This is a genomic window from Achromobacter xylosoxidans (assembly GCF_002192695.1).
Lineage (GTDB): Bacteria > Pseudomonadota > Gammaproteobacteria > Burkholderiales > Burkholderiaceae_B > Achromobacter > Achromobacter xylosoxidans_C.
This window is the reverse complement of sequence record NZ_MTLG01000120.1, coordinates 40,922-64,893: the sequence shown is the minus strand read 5'-3', so window position 1 is coordinate 64,893 and position 23,972 is coordinate 40,922. Positions and strand designations below refer to the sequence as shown.

Sequence of the window (23,972 nt, the reverse complement as noted above, 5' to 3'; positions counted from 1 at the left end):
TGATCCGGTCGTGGAAGAAGACGCAGCGTGTGGGAACCCGCGCCCAGGCGTCGGCGACGCAGTTGCAGGACGCGCGTTCGGCCGCGCTGTCCCTGTTGCAGCGCAGTGTGAGATTCAAGCATGACCGCCTGGCCGTCTTGCGGCTGGAAAACGCAGTACAGCTGGGCGCCAACGTCGACGAGACGCTGTGGGACTACTGCCACGCAGTAGCCAGCCACATGGCCGACCCGACGCAGTTGCAGAAGGTCCTGACGCTGCGCCGCGGCACGATGGACCAACCGACCGACGACATAACGCCGGCGGAACCGAACTCCAGGAGACAGGAATGAAAACTTCTTCCTATAGCTGTTCGTTGCGCAAGCTCACGCCATCGGGCCGCCGCATCATGGCGTCCCTGTTCTGCATCGCGTCCTGTACCCCCGGATGGGCCCAGGCGAGCGGCGACGTGGTAAAGATCGGCGTGCTGGCCGACATGTCGGGCATCTATTCAGACATGGGCGGCGCCGGCATCACCGAAGCGGTCAGGATGGCCATCGCCGATTTCGGCGGCAAGGTAAACGGCAAGGCGATCGAAGTCGTGACGTCCAATCACTCGGCCAAGCCCGACGTCGCGGCGACCGCGGCGCGCGGCTGGTTCGACACCCAAGGGGTGGACATGATCATCAGCGGTCCGAGCTCGGGCACCAGCCTGGCCATCGCCACGGTCGCGGCCGAGAAAAAGAAGATCGTCATCGTCACGGGCGGCGTCGCGGCCCAGCTCACCAACGAGGAATGCTCGCCCTACACCGTGCATTACCTCTACGACACGGTGGCGCTGGCCCGCGGAACCGGCACCGCCATGACCCGCCAGGGCGGCAAGACCTGGTACTTCCTGACGGTCGACTACGCCTTCGGCAAGTCGCTGGAAAAAGAAACCACGGAGGTCGTCAAGGCCAATGGCGGCAGCGTGCTGGGCAGCGTGCGCCATCCCCTGTCCACGCCCGACTTCTCGTCCTTCCTGCTGCAGGCCAAGGCCTCGGGCGCACAGGTCCTGGGACTGGCCAACGGCGGCGCGGACACCATCAACTCCGTCAAGGCCGCGAGCGAGTTCGGCCTGTCTTCGTCGATGAAGCTGGCGGGCCTGATGCTGTTCATCACCGACGTCCACGCCCTGGGCCTGGAGCAGACCCGCGGCATCAACCTGACCGAGGCCTGGTACTGGGACTCGGACGACAAATCGCGCGCCTGGGCCGCCCGCTTCCAGCAGAAGATGAACAAGATGCCGACCAGCATGCAGGCGGCCAGCTACTCGGCAACGCTGCATTATCTGCAAGCCGTCCAGCACGCGGCCACCAGCCAGGCCGAGGACGTGATGGCGCAGATGAGGAACGACAAAATCAACGACATGTACACCCAGAACGGCTACATCCGGGAGGACGGCCGCATGGTCCACGATCTGCGGCTCATGGAAATCAAGAGCCCGGCCGAATCCAAGGGGCCTTGGGACTACTACAAGCAGGTGCAGATGATTCCGGGAGAGCAGGCGTTTGCCTCCAAGGCGGAATCCAAGTGCAAATTCTGGAACTGATGAAAACGCCGTCCGAGTGTTTGAAGACCAGAGTGGTTGGGAAATTGCCAATACATCAAGGAGACATCGATCATGACTACTTCAGTGAATCAGGTAAGCGCTTCGGAAAACGTCAGGGAAGCCATCGAGAGCGGCAAGGGACTGCCCATCCTCGATGTCGGCCCCTATCTGGCCGGCGAGCCCGGCGCGCTCGAGCAGTTGGCGGCGGACGTGCGCTGGATCCAGGAGAACCTGGGCTTCTTCGCCATCGTCAACCATGGCATTCCGCAGGAACTCATCGACGAATCGTTCCGTCAGACCGCCCAACTCTTCGAGATCCCGATGGAAGAGAAGCTCAGGCACCGGGTCGGCTTCCATCACCAGGGCTACCTGCCGCCCAAGGCATCGATCCTGCAATCGACCGCGATCAAGGAAAAGATCGCGCTCAACACCAAGAAAGACACCAACGCCGCCTGGCTCTTCATGCGCAACCGCGCAGCCGATGATCCCAAGGTGGTGGCCAATGTCCGGCATCGTGGCCTGAACCAATGGCCCGAGAGCCTGCCCGAGTTCCGCAAGACCTTGTTCAAGTACCAGACCTCCATGGAGGCGCTCGCGCTCAAGCTGCTGCCGATCTATGCGCGGGCGCTGGATCTGCCGGCGGAGTATTTCAGCGACATGTTCAGGGCGCCGGAATACTACCAGCGCTGCGCCTATTACCATCCGGAAGAACGCATGGAGGAAGGCCAGTACGCCCTGGCCCCGCACTCCGACGGCAGTTTCCTGACGCTGCTGCCTATGACGCCGGTGCCCGGCCTGCAGGTCATGACGCCGTCCAAGGAATGGCTCAACGTCACCTACGTCAAGGACGCGCTGATCGTGAACACCGGCCAGGTCCTCAACCGCCTGTCCAATGACCGCTTCATCGCCACGCCCCACCGCGTGGTCAATCCGCCGATGAAGCGCTACGCGCTCACGTTCTTCTTCTACCCCGACGACGACGCCAGCGTCGGCCCCATCCCGGCCTGTGTCAAGCCGGGCGAAAAGGCCAAGTACGACTCCCGCTCCTTCTACGACTTCTTCGTGCCCTACCTGGACGATCTGTACCACTACAACGATCCCAAGTTCATGAGCGAAGTCGAGCCCGAAGGCATCCGCTCGCAGGCCTGACGACGTGTAGCTGCCGGTGGCGGCGCGCCTTCATGGCCGCTGCCGCTGCCTCAACTTCAAGGAGCAGCGCGTGAACAAATTATTGATCGACGGCCAATGGGTCGATGCGTTCGACGGCGAAACGATAGATGTCATCGATCCCTGCAGCGGGGAGGCCTTCACGCGGATCGCGCGCGGCCGGGCGGCGGACGTGGAGCTGGCGGTCGCGGCGGCGCGCCGCGCGCTGGAAGGCCCCTGGGGCAGCATGACGGCAACGGAGCGCGGCCGCATCCTGCAACGCCTGGGGCAACTCATCCTGGACCATGGCGAGGAACTGGCCGAGCTGGAAGCGCGCGATACCGGCAAACCCATGTCCGTGGCGCGCGCCGACGCGAAGGCGGTGGCGCGCTACTTCGAGTTCTACGGCGGCGCGGCAGACAAGGTCCACGGACAGACCATTCCGTATCTGACCGGCTACAACGTCAGCGTCGTCCGCATACCGCACGGCGTCACGGCCCACATCATTCCGTGGAACTATCCCGCGCAGATGATGGGGCGCACGCTGGCGCCGGCGCTGGCCATGGGCAACGCGGCCGTGGTCAAGCCCTCGGAAGACGCCTGCCTCACCGCCCTGAAGCTGGGCGAACTTGCCCTAGCGGCCGGACTGCCGCCCGGCGCGCTCAACATCGTTTCGGGCTATGGCGCGGAAGCCGGCGCGGCGCTGACCTCGCACCCTGGCATCGACTTCGCGACCTTCACCGGGTCCCCGGAAGTCGGCATCCAGGTCCAGCAAGCCACCGCGCGCAACCATGTGCCCTGCGTGCTGGAACTGGGCGGAAAATCGCCGCAGATCGTATTCGACGACGCGGACCTGGCCAAGGCCGCGCCCATCATCGTCCGGGCCATCGTCCAGAACGCGGGCCAGACCTGCTCCGCCGGCAGCCGCCTGCTGGTGCAGCAGAGTGTCTACGACCGCTTTGTCGACGTCATCGCGGCCAGTTTCAAAGCGCTGAAGGTCGGCACGCCCGAGATGGATCTGGATTGCGGCCCGCTGATCAACGCCAGGCAGCACGACAAAGTGCAGGGCTTCATTGCCGAGGCCGCCGCCATGGGAGTGCCGTTGCTGGCCGAAGGCAGCCTGGCGCCGGACACGCCCCGCGGCGGCTACTTCGTCAAGCCTGCGCTGTTCGGTCCGGTACCGCGCGAGCACCGCCTGGCCTGCCACGAAGTCTTCGGCCCCGTGCTGTCCGTCATGCCGTTCAGCGATGAAGCCGATGCCCTGCGGCTGGCCAATGCGACGGACTACGGCCTGGTCGCGGGCGTCTGGACGGAGAACGGCAGCCGCCAGTCCCGCTTGGCGCAGCGTATCGCCAGCGGCCAGGTATTCATCAATTGCTACGGCGCGGGCGGCGGCGTGGAACTGCCCTTCGGCGGCGTCAAGAAAAGCGGCTACGGCCGGGAGAAAGGGTTTCTCGCCCTGGAAGAAATGAGCACGACCAAGACCATTGTTCAACACTACGAATAAGGATTGCCACCATGTCCGGATTGAGCAACAAGATCGCGATCATCACGGGAGCGGGCAGCGGCTTCGGCGCCGCCATCGCCCGCGCCTACGCCAAGGAAAACGCCAAGGTCGTCCTCGCCGACCTCAATCTCGAAGCCGCCCAGCGGGTCGCCAAGGAAGTGGGCGAGTACGGCAGCGCCGTCGCATGCGACGTCAGCAATGGCGACCAGGTACGGGCCATGGTGCGCCACTGCGTCGAGCGCTTCGGCGCGCCCGATATCGTGATCAACAACGCCGGCACCACGCACCGCAACCAGCCCATGCTGGACGTGGACGAAGCAAGCTTCGACCGTGTCTTCGCGGTCAACGTGAAGTCGATCTATCTCATGGCGCAGGCGGTCATCCCCCTGATGCGGGAAAAGAAGGATGGCGTGATCATCAACGTGGGATCGGTCGGGGCCATCCGCCCGCGTCCCGGCCTGACCTGGTACAACAGCTCGAAGGGCGCGGTCCGGGTCATGACCAAATCGATGGCGGCCGAACTCGCCTCTGACGGCATCCGCGTCAATCTCATTTCGCCCGTCATGGCGCCCACCGGGTTGCTCAACGACTTCATGGGCGTAACCGACAATGCCGAGAACCGGGCGCGGTTCGTGTCGACGATACCGTTGGGCCGGATGTGCGACCCGGACGACGTGGCGAACGTGGCCGTGTTCCTCGCCAGCACCGAAGCGCGCTTCCTGACCGGCGTCGAAGTCCCGGTCGACGGCGGACGCTCCATCTAGGCCAGGGGCTCAAGCCCCTCAGACGTTTGCGTGCGCGCCGCGCGCGGTCCAACCCAGGAGTGAAACCATGGCCAACCGCTTATCCGTCATCGCCACCCGCACCGGCGATGGCGGCACCACCGGATTGGGCGACGGATCGCGCACGCCCAAGGACGCACCCCGTATCGCCGCCTTGGGCGATGTGGACGAACTGAATAGCGTCATCGGCGTATTGCTGGCGGAAAACCTGGCCGACGAAGTCGCGACGGATCTGCACGTCATCCAGAATGATCTGTTCGATATGGGAGCCGAACTCTGCATCCCGGGGCATCAGGCGCTGGACGAGGCGCAGATCGCCCATCTGGACGCTCGCCTCGCGCACTACAACGCCGCCCTGCCGCCCCTGAAGGAATTCATCCTGCCGGGCGGCTCGCGCACATCAGCGCAATTCCACATGGCCCGCACCGTCTGCCGCCGCGCCGAACGCGCGGTGGTCGCGCTGGGCCGCACCGAGGGGCTCAACCCCACGGCGCGGCAGTACCTCAACCGGCTTTCGGATCTGATGTTCGTGCTGGCCCGCGACGCGAACCGGCGGCAGGGTTTACCGGATGTGTATTGGAGCAGCCGGCATTCGCGCTAGCGCGGCGAACCATCCTGAGTCAGCGCGCGGTCTAGACGGATTCGCCCACGTTGGCGTCGCCAATTGCGGAACGCCCGTCGACCAGCAAACCCTGCCGCGTCTGTTCGAACGCTTCTTCAGGGCACAGGCCGCGCGCAGCCACGGCGGCAAGCATCATGGTTTGGGGCTGGCGATCGTCAAGGCCGTCGCGGCCGTCCACCGGGGAGACGTGTTTGCGTGCAGTGCGGATGGCGTCAATATTTTTGGATTTACGATGGCCGTCCTTCCAACGGCGACGACCATCGCCCACGATGCCCACAACAACATCAAGGAGCGACTGCCGGCCCGTCTACAAACTTGACGGCCTGACGAAGCGTATTGCCCGTAGGTTGCTTCGATAGGAAAGCGATATCGCCATCGTCTGCTGCAATCATGGCCTGGACCAGACCCATTCCCAAGGCCCCTCCCACGCCGGCCTGAAGCGGCGATACGCCAACAGGCGGCGCAACTGCCATTTGCACCGGTACCTGTATCGACAAATCCTGCACGGCCTTGTCTTGCGCTGCCTTGGCGCTCGCAGCTTCTGCCAATGCACGGGCTTGATCCAATGCAGCCGCCTGGCGCGCGTTTTCCGCCGCCATTTGTTCTGGCGGCAAATACGCGGTCTGCGTGGCAGGATTCATGAAACCCTTGGCGGGCAGTTCCGCATTCTTCGGCACATAAATTCCGCAATCCGCAAATACGCCGCGGTTCAACATGGAGTCCTTGATAGCCCAGCTGACCTTGGTCCAGACCAGCCTGAAGCACAAGGGCGGGCCCTTGTAGTACGCCCCGTCCCGGTCTTCGCCGATGGGCCGGTAATCGCCGGCAGCCAGCCGGAACTCGCTTACCGCTCCGGCGTACGTGCTATCGAAAGCAACGGGATCCTGCAGCCGAATGTGCTGGGCCGAGGTCGCCGGCGGCGTAAGTTTGGCGGAATGCGCGGCGCAGCCGCTGATCACGCTGACGCACGTCACCAGCGCGGCGATTCGACGAACTGAAGGGAAGCTCATATCCATGGTCATGCGTTTACTTGTTATAAAAATTTGAAATATTTCAATAAATTTAGCTCACAAGCCTGCGCCTGAACAACTGCCAAAAGAATCAGACGGCCTTCGTCCTGCTCGACGGCATTCAAGACAATCCAGCGCCAGGCCCTCACCTCCGTCCGCCCGATTGCCAGCCCGCTTGACCCTCTCACAGTGTGAAGGTGTCCACTGCCGGACAAGGAGGCATACCATGACCCACCAAGACCCCGGCAGTTCCCATGCCGCATTGGCTGCGGCGCTCGGCAATCCGGACGCATCGGTCCGCCTGGCGGCCGCGCTGCGCGCCGGGACGCTCCCCGATCCTGCCCACGTCCCGCTGCTGGTGGCGCGCTGCGGCGCCGAGCTGGATTTTTTCGTGCGCGACATGCTCACCTGGGCGCTGACGCGGCACTCGCAGGTCCACACCCTGCCCTTGCTGTTGGCAGAGCTGAGCTCGCCGCGCGCCCAGGCGCGCAGCCAGGCGCTGCACACGCTTTCGAAGATCGGCGATCCTGGCAGTTGGTCCGCCATCACGCGCGCGCACTTGCATGACCCGGATCCGGAGGTCGCTCGAACCGCATGGCGCACCGCGGCCGGGCTGGCGCCGGTCTCGCAACGCGACGGCTTGGCGCGAGAGCTCATGCTCGAACTGGGGCGCGGCGATACGGATCTCAAGCGCAGCCTCAGCCACGCCTTGGCGATGCTTGGAGACGCCGCAATCGCCCTCCTCCAAGCCGCCGCCGCGGAACACAAGCGCCCGGCGGTGCGCGTCCACGCACGCGCCACCCTCAGGCTGATCGCGGATCCGGAAGGCCCGTTCGTGCTCGACCCCGCGGACGCCCGGACTTTGGCGCCGTCATTGCCGTGCGCCAGCGATTCCGCGCGACCTTCCGGGCAGCGATAATTATCCGAGCAACGGCCGCAACCGTCCCCGCAGGCGCGGATCTGCAGATTGCGGCGCAGATCACACTGGAGAGAGCATTCATGCGCATCAGCGAACTGGCCAGGCGTTCGGGGATCAGCGCGCGCATGTTGCGGCACTACGACTCGCTCGGAATCCTCAAACCTTCAGGCCGCACCATGGCGGGCTATCGCGAGTATTCGGAAGCCGATGTCTGGAGCCTTTTCCAGGTGGAGAGCCTGCGCACACTGGGCCTGGCGCTTTCCGAGGTTGGCCAGGCGCTGGACCAGCAAGGCCCTCTGCCCGATACCCTCATCGACGAACTCATCTCCCGCAGCCAGCAGCGCCTGGCCGCGGAGCAGGAGCTGCTGGCGCGGTTGAGCGCGGTGCGCGCGGCGGCTCCTGCCGACTGGCCCAAGGTACTGGATATCGTCCAATTGCTGAACCAACTGGACTCGGCGGATCCGCCGCTGCGGCAGCGCGCAGCGCTGGATGCGGCGACCTGCGGCGCGCCGCTGGGCGAACGGGTGGCCCAGGCTTTGCTGCAGGAGCCCGACCAGAACGTTGCGGGCGCCCTGCGCTGGGCCCTGGCCAGAGCCGAAGGCGACAGCATCGGCGTGCTTGCGGCCGCCCTGCGCCTGCCCGATGCCAAGGTGCGCGAGCGCGCGGTGGTGGCGCTTGCCTATCTGGGCAGCGACGAGGCGTTCGACCTGTTGCGAGCGGCACTGGCGGACTCCGATGCAGATATCCGGTACCGGGCCGCCCGAACACTCGGCGCACGGGGCGCGCATGATGCCATTCCCCTGCTGATCGAACAGATCGTCGCCGGCGATCACGATGTCGAAGCGGCCGATGCCCTGGCCGGGCTCGCGGAGGATTCCACGGTCGCCCAGCAAATCGTGTCGCGGTTCGAAGCTGCGGCGGCCGACGGCAATCAGCCGGTTCAGGCCCGTGTCCGCATCTCGCAGGCGCTTGCGGAGATTCCAGGCGCGGCGGCGACAGCGCTGCTAGCGCGGCTGGCGGCGGATCCGCAGCCGGAAGTTGCGCGCGGCGCTGCTTATGTCATTGGTGTACGTAGCGGCATGACCGACGGATCATCGCGCTAGTCTCGGGATGGAAGACAAGGACGACCAACCGGGCTGCTCCCGCCAATTGGGCGGGAAGCCCAACCCCAGCTCGACTGGAATGTCGGGAAAGCGCTCCAACAACGATTGCAGATCGTGATGAATGGCCTTTTGCGAACGCGGTCTTTTCGCGCCGGCGCGGGATAAGCGGCCTGCGCGTCATGCGTCATTGTTGCTACACAGGCCATGGACGTGAAAAACCCGCCTTTTGCACGGCCTCTGAGCGAGGTACGTTATCCGTGGATAACACGTGTGGCGGGTTGCGTTGGAAGAACTATGCATGGGTGCAAAGAAATCGGTCAAGGATCGATGCGATCCTGTCCCAAATATCAAGGACCTGGCCTGCGAGCCGCAATGTCCGCTTCGAAATATCGGACACAGTCTCGTCCCTGCCGCACATTACCTACGGCAATGCCGTATAATTAAAAATTCGCCGTCGCCCCCTTTATGGTGCGACGGCATGACCTCCTGGGACGCCACACAGGCGCCCGACTTTTGAAGAGCCATGAAGAACGCTGCCCCGACGGCGCGCGGCGCATCGTGGCAGGCGTCGCATGTCAGCGAAGCACGCAGCCGCGTGGGCCTGCCGCAAACGGATTTCGCTGAACTGCTGGGCGTGAGCGTACGCACGCTGCAAGACTGGGAACAAGGACGGCGCACCCCCTCGGGCGCGGCGAAGACCCTGCTGCAGGTGGCGATGCTGCACCCCGAGACCCTGCGAGAACTGCCCCCGTGGCGCGCCAACGAACATACTGAATCTTGAGGCCTGCCGCCCCGGCCTCCCCCGACACGAACAACACATCCGCCGCGCGACATGCTTGCCGCGCGATTTTTTGGTGAACGATATTGGAAATCCTCGAAACCTCCCGGCCTGGCAAAGGCCCCGGCAAGGCCAACAACGCTGACGCGAACGCGTCCGCCGCCTCCACCCTGGCCGACACCATCGCCGCCGCCAACGCCGACGGCAGAACCCCACGCGTGGGGTTCGTTTCCCTGGGCTGTCCCAAAGCCCTGGTCGACTCCGAACGCATCCTGACCCAGCTGCGCACCGAAGGGTACGAAGTCACGCCCGAGTACAACGACGCGGACGTGGTCGTCGTCAATACCTGTGGCTTCATCGACAGCGCCAAGGCAGAATCGCTGGAGGCCATCGGCGAAGCCCTGGCCGAGAACGGCAAGGTCATCGTGACCGGCTGCATGGGCGTCGAGGAATCGGTGATCCGCGACGTGCACCCCAGCGTGCTGGCCGTGACCGGCCCGCAGCAATACGAAGAGGTGGTGCGCGCGGTGCACCAAGCCGCGCCGCCCAAGAAGGACCACAACCCCTACCTGGACCTGGTGCCGCCGCAAGGCATCAAGCTCACGCCGCGCCACTACGCCTATCTGAAGATATCGGAAGGCTGTAATCACCGCTGCAGCTTCTGCATCATCCCGTCGATGCGCGGCGACCTGGTCAGCCGGCCGGTAGGCGACGTGCTGAGCGAGGCCGAGCGCCTGGTCAAGGCGGGCGTGAAGGAATTGCTGGTGATCTCGCAGGACACCAGCGCCTATGGCGTGGACGTGAAGTACCGCAGCGGCTTCTGGAACGGTCGCCCGGTGAAGACCCGCATGACCGAGCTCTGTATGGCCTTGTCCGAGATGGGCGTGTGGACGCGCCTGCACTACGTGTATCCCTATCCGCACGTGGACGAGGTGATCCCGCTGATGGCCGAGGGCAAGATCCTGCCCTACCTGGACATTCCGTTCCAGCACGCCAGCCCGCGCATCCTGAAGGCCATGAAGCGCCCGGCCTTCGAGGACAAGACCCTGGCACGCATCAAGCGCTGGCGCGAGATCTGCCCGGACCTGACGATACGTTCGACCTTCATCGTCGGCTTCCCCGGCGAAACCGAGGAAGACTTCCAGTACCTGCTGGACTGGATGCAGGAAGCGCAGCTGGATCGCGTGGGCTGTTTCCAGTATTCGCCGGTGGAAGGCGCGCCCGCGAACCTGCTGGACAATCCGGTGCCGGACGAGGTCAAGCAAGAGCGCTGGGAACGCTTCATGGAGCTGCAGCAATCGATCTCCGCCGCCCGCCTGGCCAGGAAGGTGGGCCGCGAGATCGACGTGCTGATCGACGAAGTGGACGAAGACGGCGCCGTGGGCCGCAGCAGCGCCGACGCGCCGGAGATCGACGGCTGCGTCTACGTCAGCTCGGACAAGCCCCTGAAGGCAGGCGATCTGGTGCGCGTGCGCGTCACCGATTCCGACGAATACGACCTCTGGGCCGACGCGATCTGAGCCCAGTCCCGCGCGCGGCGACTGCCGCGCGCGCGGCTCAAGCTTCCAGCAGCTTGAGCCCAGCCACCCCGCCCACGATCATCGCGATGCACAGCAGGCGCGCGGCGGACGGCGAATCCCCGAACAGCATGATCCCCAGCACGGTGATGCCCACGGACCCGATGCCGGTCCAGATGGCATAGGCCGTGCCCGCGGGCAGCTGCTTCATGGCCAAGGTCAGCAGGAACACGCTGCCCAGCGCGGCGGCGATACCGATCACGCTGGGCCAGAAGCGCGTCCAGCCGTCCGCGTACTTCAAGGCCAGCGCCATCACGATTTCCACCGCGCTCGCGGCGACCAGGATCAACCAGGCCATCTTGGCCTCCTGCCAGGACTAGGGAACGGCTAGCGTAGAGGCTATAGTTACCCAGAGACAAGTACGCACCTTTAGGTAACCATGAAAAAGACGACCACAGCGTCGCCCGCAGGCGACGTGTTCGACGCTACCTGCCCCTCGCGTCGCGCCCTGGAGCTGATCGCAGGCAAGTGGGTACCCCTGATCCTGCCCGCCCTGGAACACGGCCCCCTGCGCAACAACGAGCTGCTGCGCCGGCTGGAGGGGATCTCGCAAAAGGTCATGACGCAGACGCTCAGGGAACTGGAACGCCACGGCCTGGTGCTGCGCGAGGACCTGGGCACCGTGCCGCCACACGTGAGCTACCGGCTGAGCGAACTGGGCCAGTCCCTGAACGTGGCCTTGATTGCGCTGGACCGCTGGGCAGAGACCCATCATGCGGCGCTGGACGCGGCGGCGCAGCGCCACGACGCCCAAGCCGTGCGACGCGCCCGCTAGCGCTTGGCCAGGAAGTCCGACATATCGTCGGCGTGCTCTTCCTCGACCGCGAGAATCTCTTCCAGCAGGCGGCGCGTGGTGGTGTCCTGCTCGCCGATGTACTCGATCATCTGGCGATAGCTGTCGATGGCGATGCGCTCGGCGATCAGGTTCTCCTTGATCATGTCTTCCAGCGAGGTGCCTTCGACGTACTCGGAATGGCTGCGCTCCAGGAGCCCCTTGGGCGACAGGTCGGGTGCGCCGCCGAGTTGCACGATGCGCTCCGACAGCCGGTCGGCATGATCCTGTTCCTGCGTGGCGTGTTCGGCGAATTCGGCGGCCACGGGCTCGGCGTTCAGTCCTCGCGCCATGAAGTAATGGCGCTTGTAGCGCAGCACACAGACGATCTCGGTGGCCAGCGCCTCGTTCAGCAGCTTCAGCACGGTCTGGCGGTCGGCGCGATAGGTGTCGGTCACGGCGCCGGACTCGATGTCCTTGCGCGCCTTGGCGCGTATGGCCTTCACGTCCATGTCGAACGGGCGGCTTGCCTGGGTTTGGGTACGGGTTGCTTGTTCCATATCGTGGCTCCTCTTGGTTAAGTGAAAGCACTGCGACACTGGGCTTCCAGTCTCTCCGTACAATCCAGTCTACTGATCGTGGCGGAACATGCTGTGTCCAAACATTGCCCGCGCCCCCAAAATTGCCCGGCAAAAACGCTTTTCGAACCTTGCGTAAACTATGGGCTTCCCGAAAGCCCGTGACGCAATCTGTAACGGGATGGGCATTACCCGAAGATCTATGACTCTGAAGAACATTTGCGTGTATTGCGGCTCGAACCCGGGCGCCCGGCCGGATTACATCGAGCAGGCCCGCGTGTTGGCCCGCGAACTGGTGCGGCGCGATCTGGGACTGGTGTACGGTGGTTCGGTCGTGGGCATCATGGGCGTGGTGGCCAATGAAGTACTGGCCGGCGGCGGCCGCGTGATCGGCGTAATCCCGGAGCTGCTGATGAAGAAGGAGCAGGCGCACCGCGGCCTGACCGAATTGCACCTGGTGCAGAACATGCACGAGCGCAAGGCCATGATGATGGAAAAAGCCGACGGCTTCATCGCGCTGCCGGGCGGCGCGGGCACGCTGGAAGAGTTCTTCGAGGTTTGGACCTGGGCGCAATTGAACATGCACCAGAAGCCCTGCGGCCTGCTGAACATTGCCGGCTACTACGACGCGCTGGTCCAGTTCGTGGACCATGCGGTCGAGGAAGAATTCATCCGCCCCCAGCATCGCGACATGCTGGTGGTGGAAGAGGACCCTGCCCTGCTGCTGGACCGCTACGCCATGTACGAACCGCCCAATGTCTCCAAGTGGTTCGAACAGATCAAGGCCTGACGCCACCCATCCACCAGACCACAACGGAAGCCCCGCAATGCCCACCCATGCGTTGACTCCCGCCAGCACCGAATCCGTCCTGCGCGACTACTTTCATGCCAAGGACGAGAACCGCCCGCACTACATGGCGCGCGCGTTCGCGCCGGACGCGGTGCTGAAGATGGCCTTGCGCACGCAGGCCATCGCCTTTCCGCCCGAGTCGCACGGCCTGGCCGCCATTGCCGACACGCTGGTGCGCAAATTCGGCCAGACCTACGAAAACGTCTACACGTTCTATCTGGCGCGGCCCGAGGCCGGCGCGCGCCTGCCCGCCTACCAGTGCGACTGGATCGTGGGCATGACGGAAAAGGCCACGGGCAACGTCCGCGTGGGCTGTGGCCGCTATGACTGGGAGTTCCAGCCCGAGCCCTATCGCGCCAGCAATCTCGTCATCACCATCGAAACCATGGTGACGCTGCCCGCGCACGACGCCGAAGTGGTTTTCGGCTGGCTGCTGGCGCTGGACTACCCCTGGACCAACGCCGCCCGCGTCGTGGCCGGCGCGCCGCCGCTCGAAGGCCTGGCTCCCGTCGTGCACTATCTGCTGCACCCGAACGGCATCTAAGGGCCCGCGCAAGGCACCTTCCAGTATCAACAGGCTCTAGAGATCCGCGACTTGAAATACGACATCGCCGCTTTTGATTTCGATGGAACCTTGGCGGACACCATGCCATGGTTCAATTCCATCCTGAACACGGTGGCCGACAAATACGGCTTCCGCAAGATCGACGCTTCCGAACGCGACCAGCTGCGGCACCGCGACGCCGCCGATATCCTCAAGTTCCTCGGCATTCCGCTGTGGAAGCTGCCCGCCATCATGGCCCACGTGCGCACGCTGATGCAGGAGATCGATCCCAGCGTGCACCTGTTCGACGGCATCCCCGACGCGCTGGCGCGCCTGAAGGCGGGCGGGCTGCGCCTGGCGGTGGTCAGCTCGAACTCCATCGAAAACGTGCAGCGCGTGCTGGGCGCGGAAAGCGCCGCCCTGTTCGACGATTACGAATGCGGCACCGACCTGTTCGGCAAATCCGCCAAGATCGACCGCCTGCTCAAGCAGCACGGCACCGCCCCCGAGCGCTTCCTGCTGGTGGGCGATGAAATGCGCGACATCGACGCCGCCCGCAAGGCCGGCGTGCGCGTCGGTTCCGTCGCCTGGGGCTATAACCATGTAGAGGCGCTGCGCGAACGCGGCCCCGACGAGCTGTTCCTGACCGTTGCCGACTTGCCAGCCGCGCTGGCCTGAACCTGGACCCCGAAGCCATGCACATCGATCCCGCCCATCTGGTCTCCGACGCAGACGCCTTGCAGGCGCTGTATGGCGCGTCCGGCGAAGCCTCCATCAAGAAGGAAGTGGATCACGTGCATCCGCACTACCGCGCCTTCATCGAGGCGGCGCCTTTCGCGGTGCTGGCCACCGCGGGCCCCGATGGCCTGGACGCTTCACCGCGCGGCGATCCCGCCGGTTTCGTGGTGGTGGAGGACGACAAGACGCTGCTGCTGCCGGACCGCCGCGGCAACAACCGCATCGACAGCCTGCGCAACATCCTCGCCGATCCTCGGGTCGCGCTGCTGTTCCTGGTGCCAGGGGTGGGCGAGACCCTGCGGGTCAACGGCGCGGCACGCATCAGCGTGGACCCTGCGCTGCTGGCGCGCTTCGAGATGGACGGCAAGCTGCCGCGCTCGGTGCTGGTCGTGGACGTGCACACCGTGTACTTCCAGTGTTCGCGCGCCTTGCTGCGCTCCAAGCTGTGGGATCCGGCGACACAGGTGCCGCGCACCGCGCTGCCCAGCGTGGGCCGCATCCTGTCGGACCTGACGGCGGGCACCTTCGACGGCGTCACCTACGACCGCGAATTGCCTGGCCGCGTGGCCAGCACCTTGTATTGAAGAAAGATCCCGGGGCCGCCTGGCCCCGGCGGGTTCAGGCCGGCTGCCAGCCGCGCACGAACACATCCACGGGCTGGCGCTTGCCGCCCGCTTTCTGCAGTTCCAACAGACGCAGCACGCCGCTGCCGGTGGCGATGTCGATGCCCGCGGCATCGGCGCGCAGCACGCTGCCGGGCGCGGCCGTGGCGGCCTCATCCAGCGCCTGCGCGCGCCAGACCTTCACCGGATCTGCCAGGCCGGGCAGGCGGATGCTGGCGCCCGGCACGGGGTTGAAGGCGCGCACGCGGCGCGCCAGCAGTTCCGCGGGCTGGGTGCAGTCGAGCGCGCCCTCGGCCTTGTCGAGCTTGGCGGCATAGGTCACGCCCGCCTCGGGCTGCTTGCGCGGCGTCAAGCCATCCTGAGCCAGGGCAGCCAGTGCTTCAACAATAGCCTCGCCGCCGGCCAGCGCCAGCGCATCGTGCAGCTCGGCCGCCGTGGTGTCACCGCCGATGGGCACGATGCGTTCGAGCAGCATGTCGCCGGTATCCAGGCCTTGATCCATCTGCATGATGGTCACGCCGGTCTGCGCGTCGCCGGCTTCGATGGCGCGCTGGATGGGCGCGGCGCCGCGCCAGCGCGGCAGCAGGCTGGCATGGATATTCAGGCAGCCCAGGCGCGGCAGGTCCAGCACCCACTGCGGCAGGATCAGGCCGTAGGCCGCCACCACCATCACATCGGGCGCCACGCGCTCGAGCAGGGCTCGGGCCTCGCTGGCCTCTTCGGGATAGCGGCCGTCCAAGCGCAGGCTGCGCGGCTGGGCGACCTCGATGCCGGCTTCCAGCGCCGCCTGCTTGACGGGGCTGGGCGTCAGCTTCAACCCGCGCCCTGCCGGGCGGTCGGGTTGGGTCATGACCAGCGGGATCTCGTGGCCGGCGGCGCGCAGGGCGTCAAAGGCGATACGGGCGAATTCCGGCGTGCCGGCAAAGACTATGCGCATGGGGAGAAGACCGGGAAATGGAAAAAATCAGGCGCGCAACGCTTCGCGCTCGGCCTTCTTGAGCCTGGTCTTGATGCGGTTCTGCTTCAGGTTGGACAGGTATTCCACGAACACCTTGCCTTCCAGATGGTCGAGTTCGTGCTGCACGCACACGGCCAGCAGGCCGTCGGCCTCGAACTCGAAGGGCTTGCCGTCGATGTCCAGCGCCTTGCAGCGGATGCGCGAAGCGCGCTCGACGTCGTCATAAACGCCGGGCACGGACAGGCAACCCTCTTCGTAGATCTTGTAGTCGTCGCTGTGCCAGGTGATCTCGGGATTGATCAGCACCAGCAACTGGTTGCTTTCCTCGGACACGTCGATCACGACGACGCGCTCATGCACGTCGACCTGGGTCGCGGCCAAGCCCACGCCCGGCGCGTCGTACATGGTTTCGGCCATGTCGCGCACCAGTTGGCGGATGCGGTCGTTGACCTCGGCGACCGGCTTGGCCTTTTTGTGCAGGCGCGGGTCCGGGTAGCGAAGAATAGGAAGTAAAGCCATTGCGGGGGAAATGCCAGTAGTCAGGTTTACATAAGAGTTTAATTCATTAGACTCTTGATTTCTAATAGTTTTCGGCTAATCCCGGGATTGGCCGGATTGCCATGTCCGCGGCGTTTCCTGGCCGCGCCGCGCCGCAAATCAATCCGCCCCCCGGCCCGCTGCCCGGCGCCCGCCATGCGACACTCTCGCACCACCGACGCCCTTACGCGCCCGCACGATGCCGCTTACCCAATCCCCTTCCGAACTGGCCGCCTGGCTGCGCCTGTCCCTGGAGCCGAACATAGGCTCCGCCACCGCCTGCCAGCTACTGGGCGCGCTCGGCCTGCCGGAACAGATCTACGCCCAACGCGCCACGGCCTTGTCGCGCCATCTGCCCGAGGCGCTGGCGCGGCAACTGGCCGCCCCCATGCCGGCGGAAATGGCGGCGCAGGTCGACAGCGCGCTGGAATGGGTGGCCGCCCCCGGCCGGCACATCCTGACGCTGGCCGATCCCACTTATCCGCAAAGCCTGCTCACCATCGCCGACCCGCCCATCCTGCTCTACGTGGCCGGCGACCCGGCCTTCCTGCAGGGCCCCTCGCTGGCGGTGGTGGGCGCGCGCAACGCCACCCCCGGCGGCCAGGAAAACGCCCGCGCCTTTGCCCGGCACTTGGCTGCGCACGGCTGGCGCGTGGTCAGCGGACTGGCGCTGGGCATCGACGGCGCGGCCCACGAAGGCGCGCTGGACGCCGGCCCCGAGGGCGCCGGCACGGTGGCGGTCATGGGCACCGGCATAGACCGCATCTACCCCGCCAAGCATCGCGACCTGGCGCACCGCATCGCGGCGCACGGCGCGCTGGTCTCGGAACTGCCGCTGGGCACGGGCGCGCTGCCGCAGCATTTTCCCAAGCGCAACCGCATCGTGGCGGGACTGGCGCGCGGCGTGCTGGTGGTGGAAGCCGCCCGCCAGAGCGGATCGCTGATCACGGCCAGGCTGGCGGCCGAGGGCGGGCGCGAGGTCTTCGCCATTCCCGGATCCATCCATTCGCCGCTTTCACGCGGCTGCCATGCACTGATCCGCCAGGGCGCCAAGCTGGTGGAGACCGCCCGCGACATCACCGATGAACTTGGCGGCGATCCGACGCCCGCGGCGCGCGCCCAGCCCGCCGCCGAGGAAACCTTGCCCGGCCACCCCGTGCTCGACGCGCTGGGCTACGATCCGCTGCACCTGGACGCGATCCAGGGCCGCAGCGGGATGGACACCGCCGACCTGCAGACGCAGTTGGTCCAATTGGAGCTGCAAGGCCGCATCGTCCGGCTGGACGACGGCCGTTACCAGCGCATGAAATAGGGTTGGTCCCCTTGGACCTCCCTGCAAAACAGGGTCGGCGCTATGGCGCTAATATTGAGCAGATAGCGCCGCCCCGCCGCGCCGCCTACCCCATCCCGAGACAGGAATAGACATGGCTTTGCCCTCCCGCGTGAAGATCGTCGAGGTGTCGCCCCGCGATGGCCTGCAGAACGAAAAGGAATTCGTGCCCACCGACATCAAGGTGGAACTGGTCAATCGCTTATCCGCTGCCGGTTTCCCCAATGTGGAAGCCGCCTCGTTCGTATCGCCCAAATGGGTGCCGCAAATGGCCGACGGCGCCGAAGTCATGGCCCGCATCGAGCGCCGCCCGGGCACGATCTATTCCGTACTGACGCCCAACATGAAGGGCTTCGAAGGGGCATTGGCCGCAGGCGCCGACGAGATCGTGATCTTCGGCGCCGCCAGCGAAGCCTTCTCGCAGAAGAACATCAACTGTTCCATCGCCGAATCAATCGCGCGCTTCGAACCCGTGGTGCAGGCGGCGCGCGCCGCCGGCATCCGCGTGCGCGGCAGCATCAGCTGCGCGCTGGGCTGTCCCTACCAGGGCGAAGTGCCGGTGGAAGCGGTGGTGGACGTGGCGCAACGCTACCTGGCGATGCAGGTCGACGAGATCGACGTGGCCGACACCATCGGCGTGGGCACGCCCAAGCGCGTGCGCGAAGTGATGACCGCAGTGACGCGCGTGGCCGACCCGGCGCGCATCTCGGGCCATTTCCATGACACCTACGGGCAGGCGCTGGCCAACATCCTGGCGGCGCTGGAAACCGGCATCTCGATTTTCCATACCTCGGTGGCCGGCCTGGGCGGCTGCCCCTATGCCAAAGGCGCCACCGGCAACGTCGCCACCGAAGACGTGCTGTACATGCTGCGCGGACTGGACATCGACACCGGCGTGGACTTCGACGCCGTGGTCGACATCGGCCAATGGATGTCGGCCCACCTGAACCGCAAGGGTTCCAGCCGCGCCGGCAACGCCATCGCCGCCAAACGGGCGGCATGACGGACCGCATGAACGCTTCCGCCAGCACGCCCTCGGCCGAGGAACACGCGGCGCTGCTGCGGGCCATCGGCCCCCTGCCCTTGTCGGGCCAGGCCTGGCCGGACTGGGTCCGCATCCTGACCTGGGTCATCCTGGCGGTGCTGGGCGTGCAGGTGGTCACCACCGCGATCCGCGCCCCCTCGCAACCCTTCGACACCTTGCTGGCCGCCGTGGTGGCGCTATGTTTCCTGGGGCTGCTGTTCGTGTCCTGGCACATGCAGACGTCCATCACCACCATCGACGAACGCGGCCTGCGCCAGACCTGGTTCACGCGCCGCGAAGTCGCCTGGGAAGACGTGCGCTATGCGCGCTTCGTGCCCATGCTGTTCTCCAAGCGGCTGGTGGTGTTCACGCACCGCGGCCGGCCGATGATCTTCCAGGGCGGCACGCGGGAATTGCGCGCCGCGTTCGTGAAAATCGCGGAGTTGTACCGGCGCGGATAACGCCATCGGGCTGCGCGCGCGGGCAATCCATTGCCCGACGCGCGAAACCCGCCGCCATCACCGTATCGGCAACGCGTACATCAAGCCGCCCTGCGTCCATTGCGCATTCAGGCCGCGCTTGATCTTCAGGGGGCTGCCCTGGCCGACGTTGCGCTCGAAGCTCTCGCCGTAGTTGCCCACCTGCTTGACGATGTTGTAGGCCCATTTCTCGTCCAGCCCCAGGTTGGCGCCGCCGCCGGGCGTGACGCCCAGGATGCGCTTGATATTGGGGTTGGCGCTCTTGGCCTGTTCGTCCACGTTGGCGGACGACACGCCGTACTCCTCGGCCTCGATCATGGCCGACAGCGACCAGCGGACGATGTTCAACCAGGCGTCGTCGCCCTGGCGCACGAACGGACCCAAGGGTTCCTTGGAGATGATTTCCGGCAGCACCACGTAGTCGTCGGGGTTCTGCAGCTTGGAGATGCGGATCGAGGCCAGCCCCGAGGCGTCGGTGCTGAAGACATCGCAACGGCCCGCGGCGAAGGCGTTGACCACCTCGTTGAAGGTCTCGATCACGACCGGCTTGTAGCTCACGTTGTTGGCGCGCGCCCAGTCGGCCAGCGTGTTCTCGTTGGAGGTACCGGTCTGCAGGCAGATGGTGGCGCCGTTGATCTCCTTGGCGCTCTTCACGCCCAGGGACTTCGGCACCAGGAAGCCCTGGCCGTCGTAGAAGTTGATGCCGGCGTGGATGATGCCCAGCGCGGTGTCGCGCTGCTGCGTCACGGTGGTATTGCGCGTCAGCACGTCCACCTCGCCGGATTGCAGGGCGGTGAAGCGCTGCTGCGAATTCAGCGGCACCACCTTGATCTTGTTGGCGTCGCCGAAGACCGCGGCGGCGATGGCGCGGCACAGGTCCACGTCGAGCCCCTGCCACTTGCCTTGCGCGTCGGGCGCGGAGAAACCCGCGAAACCCGTGGTCGTGCCGCAAGCCACCGCGCCGCGCTGGCGCACCACGTCCAGCGTGGCCGCTTGCGCGCCCTGCGCCGCTGCCGCCAGCAACGCCGCGCCGATCAACCCTTTTGCAATGTTCATGACCTCGTTTCCTGTTCTGCTTTGCGGGCGCGGGGACGCGCCGAGGCAAGAAGCTTATAGACATGAAGCGCCCGAACCAAATAACGAGCGCTTATTTAGGTATGCGCGTCCCGGTGCGCGAGCGCCGGGACGGACAGGCAGCAGAGCATAGCAACACGCCGGGCGGCGGCGCATGCGCGCCGTCAAGCCGGCATCAGGCGGCCAGCGAAATCGACACGGGTTCGTTGGCCTCGCAGGCGTCCAGAGCGCGGCCCAGCCGCACCATGCCCTGGGCGATCTGGCTTTCATTCATGGTGGCGAAGGACATGCGCATGGCGTGCAGGTCGGCCTGCGCCGCGTCCGCGTAGAAGGCCTTGCCCGGCACGTAGACGACCTCGTGCTCGATGGCGTAGGGCAACAGGCGCGTGGCATCGATCTCGCCCGTCAGGCGGGCCCAGAAGAACATGCCGCCCTCGGGCTTGCTGAAGGTGACGCGGCCGTTGAGTTCGCGGGCCAGCGCTTCCGCCATGGCGTCGCAGCGCAGGCCGTAGGCTGCGCGGATGCGCGGCACGTGCTCGCCGTAGCGGCCGTTGGCCAGGTACTGGGCCACGACTTCCTGGATCCAGGCGGACGAAGCCATGTCGTCGGCCGCCTTGGCGCTGACGCAGCGGCGGCGGACTTCCGGCGGCGCCACCAGCCAGCCGATGCGCAGCGCGGGCGCCATGGTCTTGGACATGCTGGCCAGGTACACGGCCCAGTGGCGGGCCTCGCCCTCGGCCAGCGCGGCGATGGGCGGCACCGCCTCGCCAGCGAAGCGCAGCTCGCTGTAGGGATCATCCTCGACGATCAGGAAGCGGTGCTTCACCGCCAGTTCCAGCAGCCGCAGGCGGCGCTCGCGCGTCAGGGTCGCACCGCAGGGGTTGGAGAACGAAGCCACCACGCAGACCATCTTGGGCTTGATGCGGCCCGCCAGTTCGTCCAGCGCGTCCACGTCGATGCCTTCGGGGCCCGACTGCACCGTATGCACCGTTGCGCCGGTGTAACGCAACGCCTGCACGGAATTCGGGAACGCGGGCGATTCGATGATGGCGTGGTCGCCGGGCTGCAGCATGACGCGGGTCAGCAGCGCCAACGCCTGCTGCGAGCCGCCGGTCACGACCAGCTCGGTATCGGCGTTGCAGATAAGTCCACGTTCGGCCGACAGGCGCGCCAGCTCGTGGCGCAGGCTGGCCTGGCCGTCGATGTTGGAATATTGCAGGCAGGCGCCCAGGCGGGCCAGGACCTGGGTCGACGCGATCGACAGGCCTTCCACGTCGAACAGTTCCTGAGCGGGATAGCCGCCCGCCAGCGAAATGGTGCCCGGCCGCAAGGCATACGGCATGAGCGATCGGATGGGGGAAGCGGGGGGATTCAGGAAAGGCGTGGCGAAAGCGTATTCAGGCGCTGCGGTGGACATGGCGGGAGACTGGAAAGGTGGAGAACCGTGTCGCCCGCTGGGGCGGCGCCGGATGGCATAGAACATTGAAATATAAACAAATATCTTCAAATTCTAAGCCTGCCGATCAGACAGGGTCAACGACGCGCGCGGGCGTTGTGGCGAAACGATCGGGCGCAGTCCTACACTATGGGACATCCCGTTCCTACCAGAGAGCTGAATGACCGCCGTAGACACCATGGCCGGGCGCCTTGCCCGGATCCAGCAACGCATCGCCGACGCCTGCGCGCGCGCCGGCCGCAGCCCGGACAGCGTGACGCTGCTGCCCGTCAGCAAGACCTTCGGCGTGGACGCCATCCGCGAGGCCATGGCGCTGGGGCTGACTCGCTACGGCGAAAACAAGACGCAGGAAATCCGCCAGAAAGCCGCGGCGCTGGACGGCCTGGGCCTGCAATGGGTGCTGATCGGCCATCTGCAGACCAACAAAGCCCGCGACGCGGCGCGCGACGCCGCCGAAGTCCAGTCGCTGGACCGGGTGGAGCTGGCCGAAGCCCTGCATCGCCGCCTGGCCAACGAAGGCCGGACCCTGGACGTGCTGGTGCAGGTCAAGACTTCGTCCGAACCGAGCAAGTACGGGATGGCCCCCGCCGACGTGCCCGCCTTCCTGCGCCGCATCGCCGCCGACTTCCCGACGCTGCGCGTGCAAGGCCTGATGACGCTGGCCGTGAATTCACCGGACCCCGCCGAAGTGCGCGCCTGCTTCCGCGCCCTGCGCGAGCTGCGCGACCGCCTGCGCCACGAAAACCTGCCGGGCGTATCGCTGGACCGGCTGTCCATGGGCATGAGCGGAGACTTCGAGCTGGCGATCGAGGAAGGCTCCACCGAAGTGCGTATCGGCTCGGCGATCTTCGGCGCCCGCAGCTACCCCGATCCGCAATAAGCCGCTGAAAACAGGGCACAAAACATCTGCCGATTGCCGGGGACGCAAGGCATAATAACGGCGCATAACAGGCCCCCCGCACGCCCTGCGGCGGCGGCCCATACTCAATTCCGCACTTGGAGACACCCCATGCACAAGCACGCGAAGCGCCTGTTGGCGCTAGCCGCCCTGTCCCTGGCCGCCGGCACCGCCGCCGCCCAATCCTGGCCCGCCCAGCCGATCCGCTGGATCGTGCCCTACCCGGCCGGCGGCGGCACCGATGTCGTGGCACGCACGGTGGCAAGCGGCCTGGAAAAGCCGCTGGGCCAGACCATCGTGGTCGAGAACCGCCCCGGCGCCGCCACCATCATCGGCGCCACCGCCATCGCTCAGGCCGAGGCCAACGGTTACATGGTCGGCACGGCCGACTCGGGCACGCTGGCCTTCAACCCGTCGCTGTACGCCAAGCTGTCCTACGATCCGTCCAAGTTCACCTACATCGGCGGCATCGCCAAGTTCCCGCTGCTGCTGGCCGTGAACGTCAACTCGCCGTTCAAGACGGTGGACGACGTGCTCCAGGCCGCCAAGAAAGAGCCGGGCAAGTTGTCGGCGGCCTCCGCTGGCGCGGGCTCGCCGCATCATCTGGCGCTGGAACTGTTCAAGCAGCGCACCAACGCCAACGTGCTGCACGTGCCCTACAAGGGCGCGGCTCCCGCCGTCCAGGACCTGCTGGGCGGACAGGTGGACCTGATGTTCATCGATCTGGCCTCGGGCCTGCCCAACGTCAAGGCCGGCAAGCTGCGCGTGCTGGCCGCGGCCACCCCGGAACGCGTCGCCGCGCTGCCGGACGTGCCCACCATGGCCGAGCAAGGCGTGCCCAACTTCACCGCCTATGCCTGGCAAGGCCTGGTCGGCCCGGCCGGCCTGCCGGAGCCCGTCGTCAAGAAGCTGGCCGCCGACCTGGAAGCCACGCTGAAGTCGCCCGCCGTGTCGCAGAAGATCCTGGACATGGGCGTCATCCCGATGCCGCTGTCGTCGCAGGAATTCAAGGCCTACGCCGAACAGGAACGCGCCGCCTGGGCGGACGTGATCAAGAAGGCCGGCATCAAGCTGGAATAATCCTTCCAGCCTTGCCCCAA

The 23,972-nt window shown here is 66.0% G+C and carries 28 protein-coding genes; 21 read left to right on the top strand and 7 right to left on the bottom strand.

All coding sequences use genetic code 11. The features are described 5' to 3' along the window. The first annotated feature begins 29 nt into the window (after positions 1-29). From BRO63_RS30230 to BRO63_RS30200, 7 genes are all read left to right on the top strand, one after another. Positions 30-329: a hypothetical protein gene (locus tag BRO63_RS30230; protein ID WP_143219527.1), complete on the top strand. Its 300-nt coding sequence runs from the start codon at positions 30-32 to the stop codon at positions 327-329. Beyond that, positions 326-1,567, top strand: coding sequence for an ABC transporter substrate-binding protein (locus BRO63_RS30225; protein WP_088143266.1), 1,242 nt, complete (start codon positions 326-328; stop codon positions 1,565-1,567). The genes BRO63_RS30230 and BRO63_RS30225 overlap by 4 nt, the downstream gene beginning before the upstream one ends. Positions 1,568-1,639: 72 nt before the next feature. After that, positions 1,640-2,716, top strand: a complete 1,077-nt coding sequence (locus BRO63_RS30220) for an isopenicillin N synthase family dioxygenase (RefSeq protein WP_088143265.1) — start codon at positions 1,640-1,642, stop codon at positions 2,714-2,716. Positions 2,717-2,786: 70 nt separating this feature from the next. Then, a complete protein-coding gene (locus tag BRO63_RS30215; protein WP_088143299.1) occupies positions 2,787-4,220 on the top strand; it encodes an aldehyde dehydrogenase family protein in 1,434 nt (477 codons plus the stop codon). A gap of 11 nt (positions 4,221-4,231) precedes the next feature. Continuing rightward, a complete protein-coding gene (locus BRO63_RS30210; protein WP_088143264.1) occupies positions 4,232-4,984 on the top strand; it encodes an SDR family oxidoreductase in 753 nt (250 codons plus the stop codon). 67 nt (positions 4,985-5,051) lie between these two features. Continuing rightward, positions 5,052-5,603 carry a cob(I)yrinic acid a,c-diamide adenosyltransferase gene (locus BRO63_RS30205; RefSeq protein WP_088143263.1) on the top strand — a complete coding sequence of 184 codons (552 nt, stop codon included), beginning with the start codon at positions 5,052-5,054 and terminating at the stop codon, positions 5,601-5,603. Beyond that, complete coding sequence (locus BRO63_RS30200; RefSeq protein WP_088143262.1) at positions 5,572-5,943, top strand: ATP-binding protein; 372 nt, start codon at positions 5,572-5,574, stop codon at positions 5,941-5,943. The genes BRO63_RS30205 and BRO63_RS30200 overlap by 32 nt, the downstream gene beginning before the upstream one ends. Here the strand turns inward: BRO63_RS30200 and BRO63_RS30195 are convergent. Further along, positions 5,909-6,646 (bottom strand): hypothetical protein, encoded by a 738-nt coding sequence (locus BRO63_RS30195; protein WP_088143261.1) that lies wholly within the window; start codon positions 6,644-6,646, stop codon positions 5,909-5,911. The two genes, BRO63_RS30200 and BRO63_RS30195, sit on opposite strands and share 35 nt — an antisense overlap. 214 nt (positions 6,647-6,860) lie before the next feature. Between BRO63_RS30195 and BRO63_RS30190 the strand changes: the two genes are divergently transcribed. From BRO63_RS30190 to rimO, 4 genes are all read left to right on the top strand, one after another. Then, positions 6,861-7,553 (top strand): HEAT repeat domain-containing protein, encoded by a 693-nt coding sequence (locus tag BRO63_RS30190; protein ID WP_088143260.1) that lies wholly within the window; start codon positions 6,861-6,863, stop codon positions 7,551-7,553. 80 nt (positions 7,554-7,633) lie between these two features. After that, positions 7,634-8,656: a HEAT repeat domain-containing protein gene (locus BRO63_RS30185; RefSeq protein WP_088143259.1), complete on the top strand. Its 1,023-nt coding sequence runs from the start codon at positions 7,634-7,636 to the stop codon at positions 8,654-8,656. Between the two features lie 523 nt (positions 8,657-9,179). Continuing rightward, entirely contained in the window at positions 9,180-9,437 is a 258-nt protein-coding gene (locus BRO63_RS30180) for a helix-turn-helix domain-containing protein (RefSeq protein WP_088143258.1), read from the top strand. Between the two features lie 179 nt (positions 9,438-9,616). After that, on the top strand, positions 9,617-10,954 hold the full coding sequence (gene rimO, locus BRO63_RS30175; RefSeq protein ID WP_088143298.1) for a 30S ribosomal protein S12 methylthiotransferase RimO: 1,338 nt from the start codon (positions 9,617-9,619) through the stop codon (positions 10,952-10,954). A 37-nt stretch (positions 10,955-10,991) separates the two neighbouring features. Here rimO and BRO63_RS30170 read toward each other — a convergent pair whose 3' ends face one another. Next, entirely contained in the window at positions 10,992-11,309 is a 318-nt protein-coding gene (locus tag BRO63_RS30170) for a DMT family transporter (protein WP_042796135.1), read from the bottom strand. Between the two features lie 81 nt (positions 11,310-11,390). On the opposite strand from BRO63_RS30170, the gene BRO63_RS30165 reads away from it, so the two are divergent. Beyond that, the gene (locus BRO63_RS30165; RefSeq protein WP_088143257.1) at positions 11,391-11,786 is read left to right on the top strand and encodes a winged helix-turn-helix transcriptional regulator; all 396 of its coding nucleotides are present in this window, start codon (positions 11,391-11,393) and stop codon (positions 11,784-11,786) included. Here BRO63_RS30165 and BRO63_RS30160 read toward each other — a convergent pair. After that, a complete protein-coding gene (locus tag BRO63_RS30160) occupies positions 11,783-12,343 on the bottom strand; it encodes a ferritin-like domain-containing protein (RefSeq protein WP_088143256.1) in 561 nt (186 codons plus the stop codon). The two genes, BRO63_RS30165 and BRO63_RS30160, sit on opposite strands and share 4 nt — an antisense overlap. A 220-nt stretch (positions 12,344-12,563) precedes the next feature. Here BRO63_RS30160 and BRO63_RS30155 point away from each other — a divergent pair, with 220 nt between their 5' ends. The 4 genes from BRO63_RS30155 to BRO63_RS30140 are packed head-to-tail and all read left to right on the top strand — an operon-like array spanning position 12,564 to position 15,077. Continuing rightward, a complete protein-coding gene (locus tag BRO63_RS30155; protein ID WP_042796132.1) occupies positions 12,564-13,151 on the top strand; it encodes an LOG family protein in 588 nt (195 codons plus the stop codon). A gap of 37 nt (positions 13,152-13,188) precedes the next feature. Further along, positions 13,189-13,755, top strand: coding sequence for a hypothetical protein (locus tag BRO63_RS30150; RefSeq protein ID WP_088143255.1), 567 nt, complete (start codon positions 13,189-13,191; stop codon positions 13,753-13,755). 51 nt (positions 13,756-13,806) lie between these two features. After that, entirely contained in the window at positions 13,807-14,433 is a 627-nt protein-coding gene (locus tag BRO63_RS30145; RefSeq protein ID WP_088143254.1) for an HAD hydrolase-like protein, read from the top strand. Positions 14,434-14,450: 17 nt separating this feature from the next. Continuing rightward, positions 14,451-15,077, top strand: coding sequence for a pyridoxamine 5'-phosphate oxidase family protein (locus BRO63_RS30140; RefSeq protein WP_088143253.1), 627 nt, complete (start codon positions 14,451-14,453; stop codon positions 15,075-15,077). A 34-nt stretch (positions 15,078-15,111) separates the two neighbouring features. Here the strand turns inward: BRO63_RS30140 and fmt are convergent, their stop codons facing one another. Further along, the gene (fmt, locus tag BRO63_RS30135; RefSeq protein ID WP_088143252.1) at positions 15,112-16,053 is read right to left on the bottom strand and encodes a methionyl-tRNA formyltransferase; all 942 of its coding nucleotides are present in this window, start codon (positions 16,051-16,053) and stop codon (positions 15,112-15,114) included. Positions 16,054-16,080: 27 nt separating this feature from the next. After that, positions 16,081-16,593 carry a peptide deformylase gene (gene def, locus BRO63_RS30130; protein ID WP_088143251.1) on the bottom strand — a complete coding sequence of 171 codons (513 nt, stop codon included), beginning with the start codon at positions 16,591-16,593 and terminating at the stop codon, positions 16,081-16,083. A gap of 217 nt (positions 16,594-16,810) precedes the next feature. On the opposite strand from def, the gene dprA reads away from it, so the two are divergent. The 3 genes from dprA to BRO63_RS30115 all read left to right on the top strand — a co-directional run bounded on the left by dprA (position 16,811) and on the right by BRO63_RS30115 (position 19,426). Further along, the gene (dprA, locus tag BRO63_RS30125; protein ID WP_088143250.1) at positions 16,811-17,923 is read left to right on the top strand and encodes a DNA-processing protein DprA; all 1,113 of its coding nucleotides are present in this window, start codon (positions 16,811-16,813) and stop codon (positions 17,921-17,923) included. A 112-nt stretch (positions 17,924-18,035) separates the two neighbouring features. Beyond that, positions 18,036-18,944, top strand: coding sequence for a hydroxymethylglutaryl-CoA lyase (locus BRO63_RS30120; protein ID WP_088143249.1), 909 nt, complete (start codon positions 18,036-18,038; stop codon positions 18,942-18,944). An 8-nt stretch (positions 18,945-18,952) separates the two neighbouring features. Continuing rightward, positions 18,953-19,426: a hypothetical protein gene (locus tag BRO63_RS30115; protein WP_088143297.1), complete on the top strand. Its 474-nt coding sequence runs from the start codon at positions 18,953-18,955 to the stop codon at positions 19,424-19,426. Positions 19,427-19,483: 57 nt separating this feature from the next. Here the strand turns inward: BRO63_RS30115 and BRO63_RS30110 are convergent, their stop codons facing one another. Both BRO63_RS30110 and BRO63_RS30105 read right to left on the bottom strand, forming a co-directional pair. Next, positions 19,484-20,500: an amino acid ABC transporter substrate-binding protein gene (locus BRO63_RS30110; RefSeq protein ID WP_013396703.1), complete on the bottom strand. Its 1,017-nt coding sequence runs from the start codon at positions 20,498-20,500 to the stop codon at positions 19,484-19,486. A 193-nt stretch (positions 20,501-20,693) separates the two neighbouring features. Continuing rightward, positions 20,694-21,935, bottom strand: a complete 1,242-nt coding sequence (locus tag BRO63_RS30105) for an aminotransferase-like domain-containing protein (RefSeq protein ID WP_088143248.1) — start codon at positions 21,933-21,935, stop codon at positions 20,694-20,696. 199 nt (positions 21,936-22,134) lie between these two features. Here BRO63_RS30105 and BRO63_RS30100 point away from each other — a divergent pair, with 199 nt between their 5' ends. Next, positions 22,135-22,854 (top strand): YggS family pyridoxal phosphate-dependent enzyme, encoded by a 720-nt coding sequence (locus tag BRO63_RS30100; RefSeq protein ID WP_088143247.1) that lies wholly within the window; start codon positions 22,135-22,137, stop codon positions 22,852-22,854. Between the two features lie 129 nt (positions 22,855-22,983). Then, entirely contained in the window at positions 22,984-23,952 is a 969-nt protein-coding gene (locus BRO63_RS30095) for a Bug family tripartite tricarboxylate transporter substrate binding protein (protein WP_088143246.1), read from the top strand. The last annotated feature ends 20 nt before the right edge of the window (positions 23,953-23,972 follow it).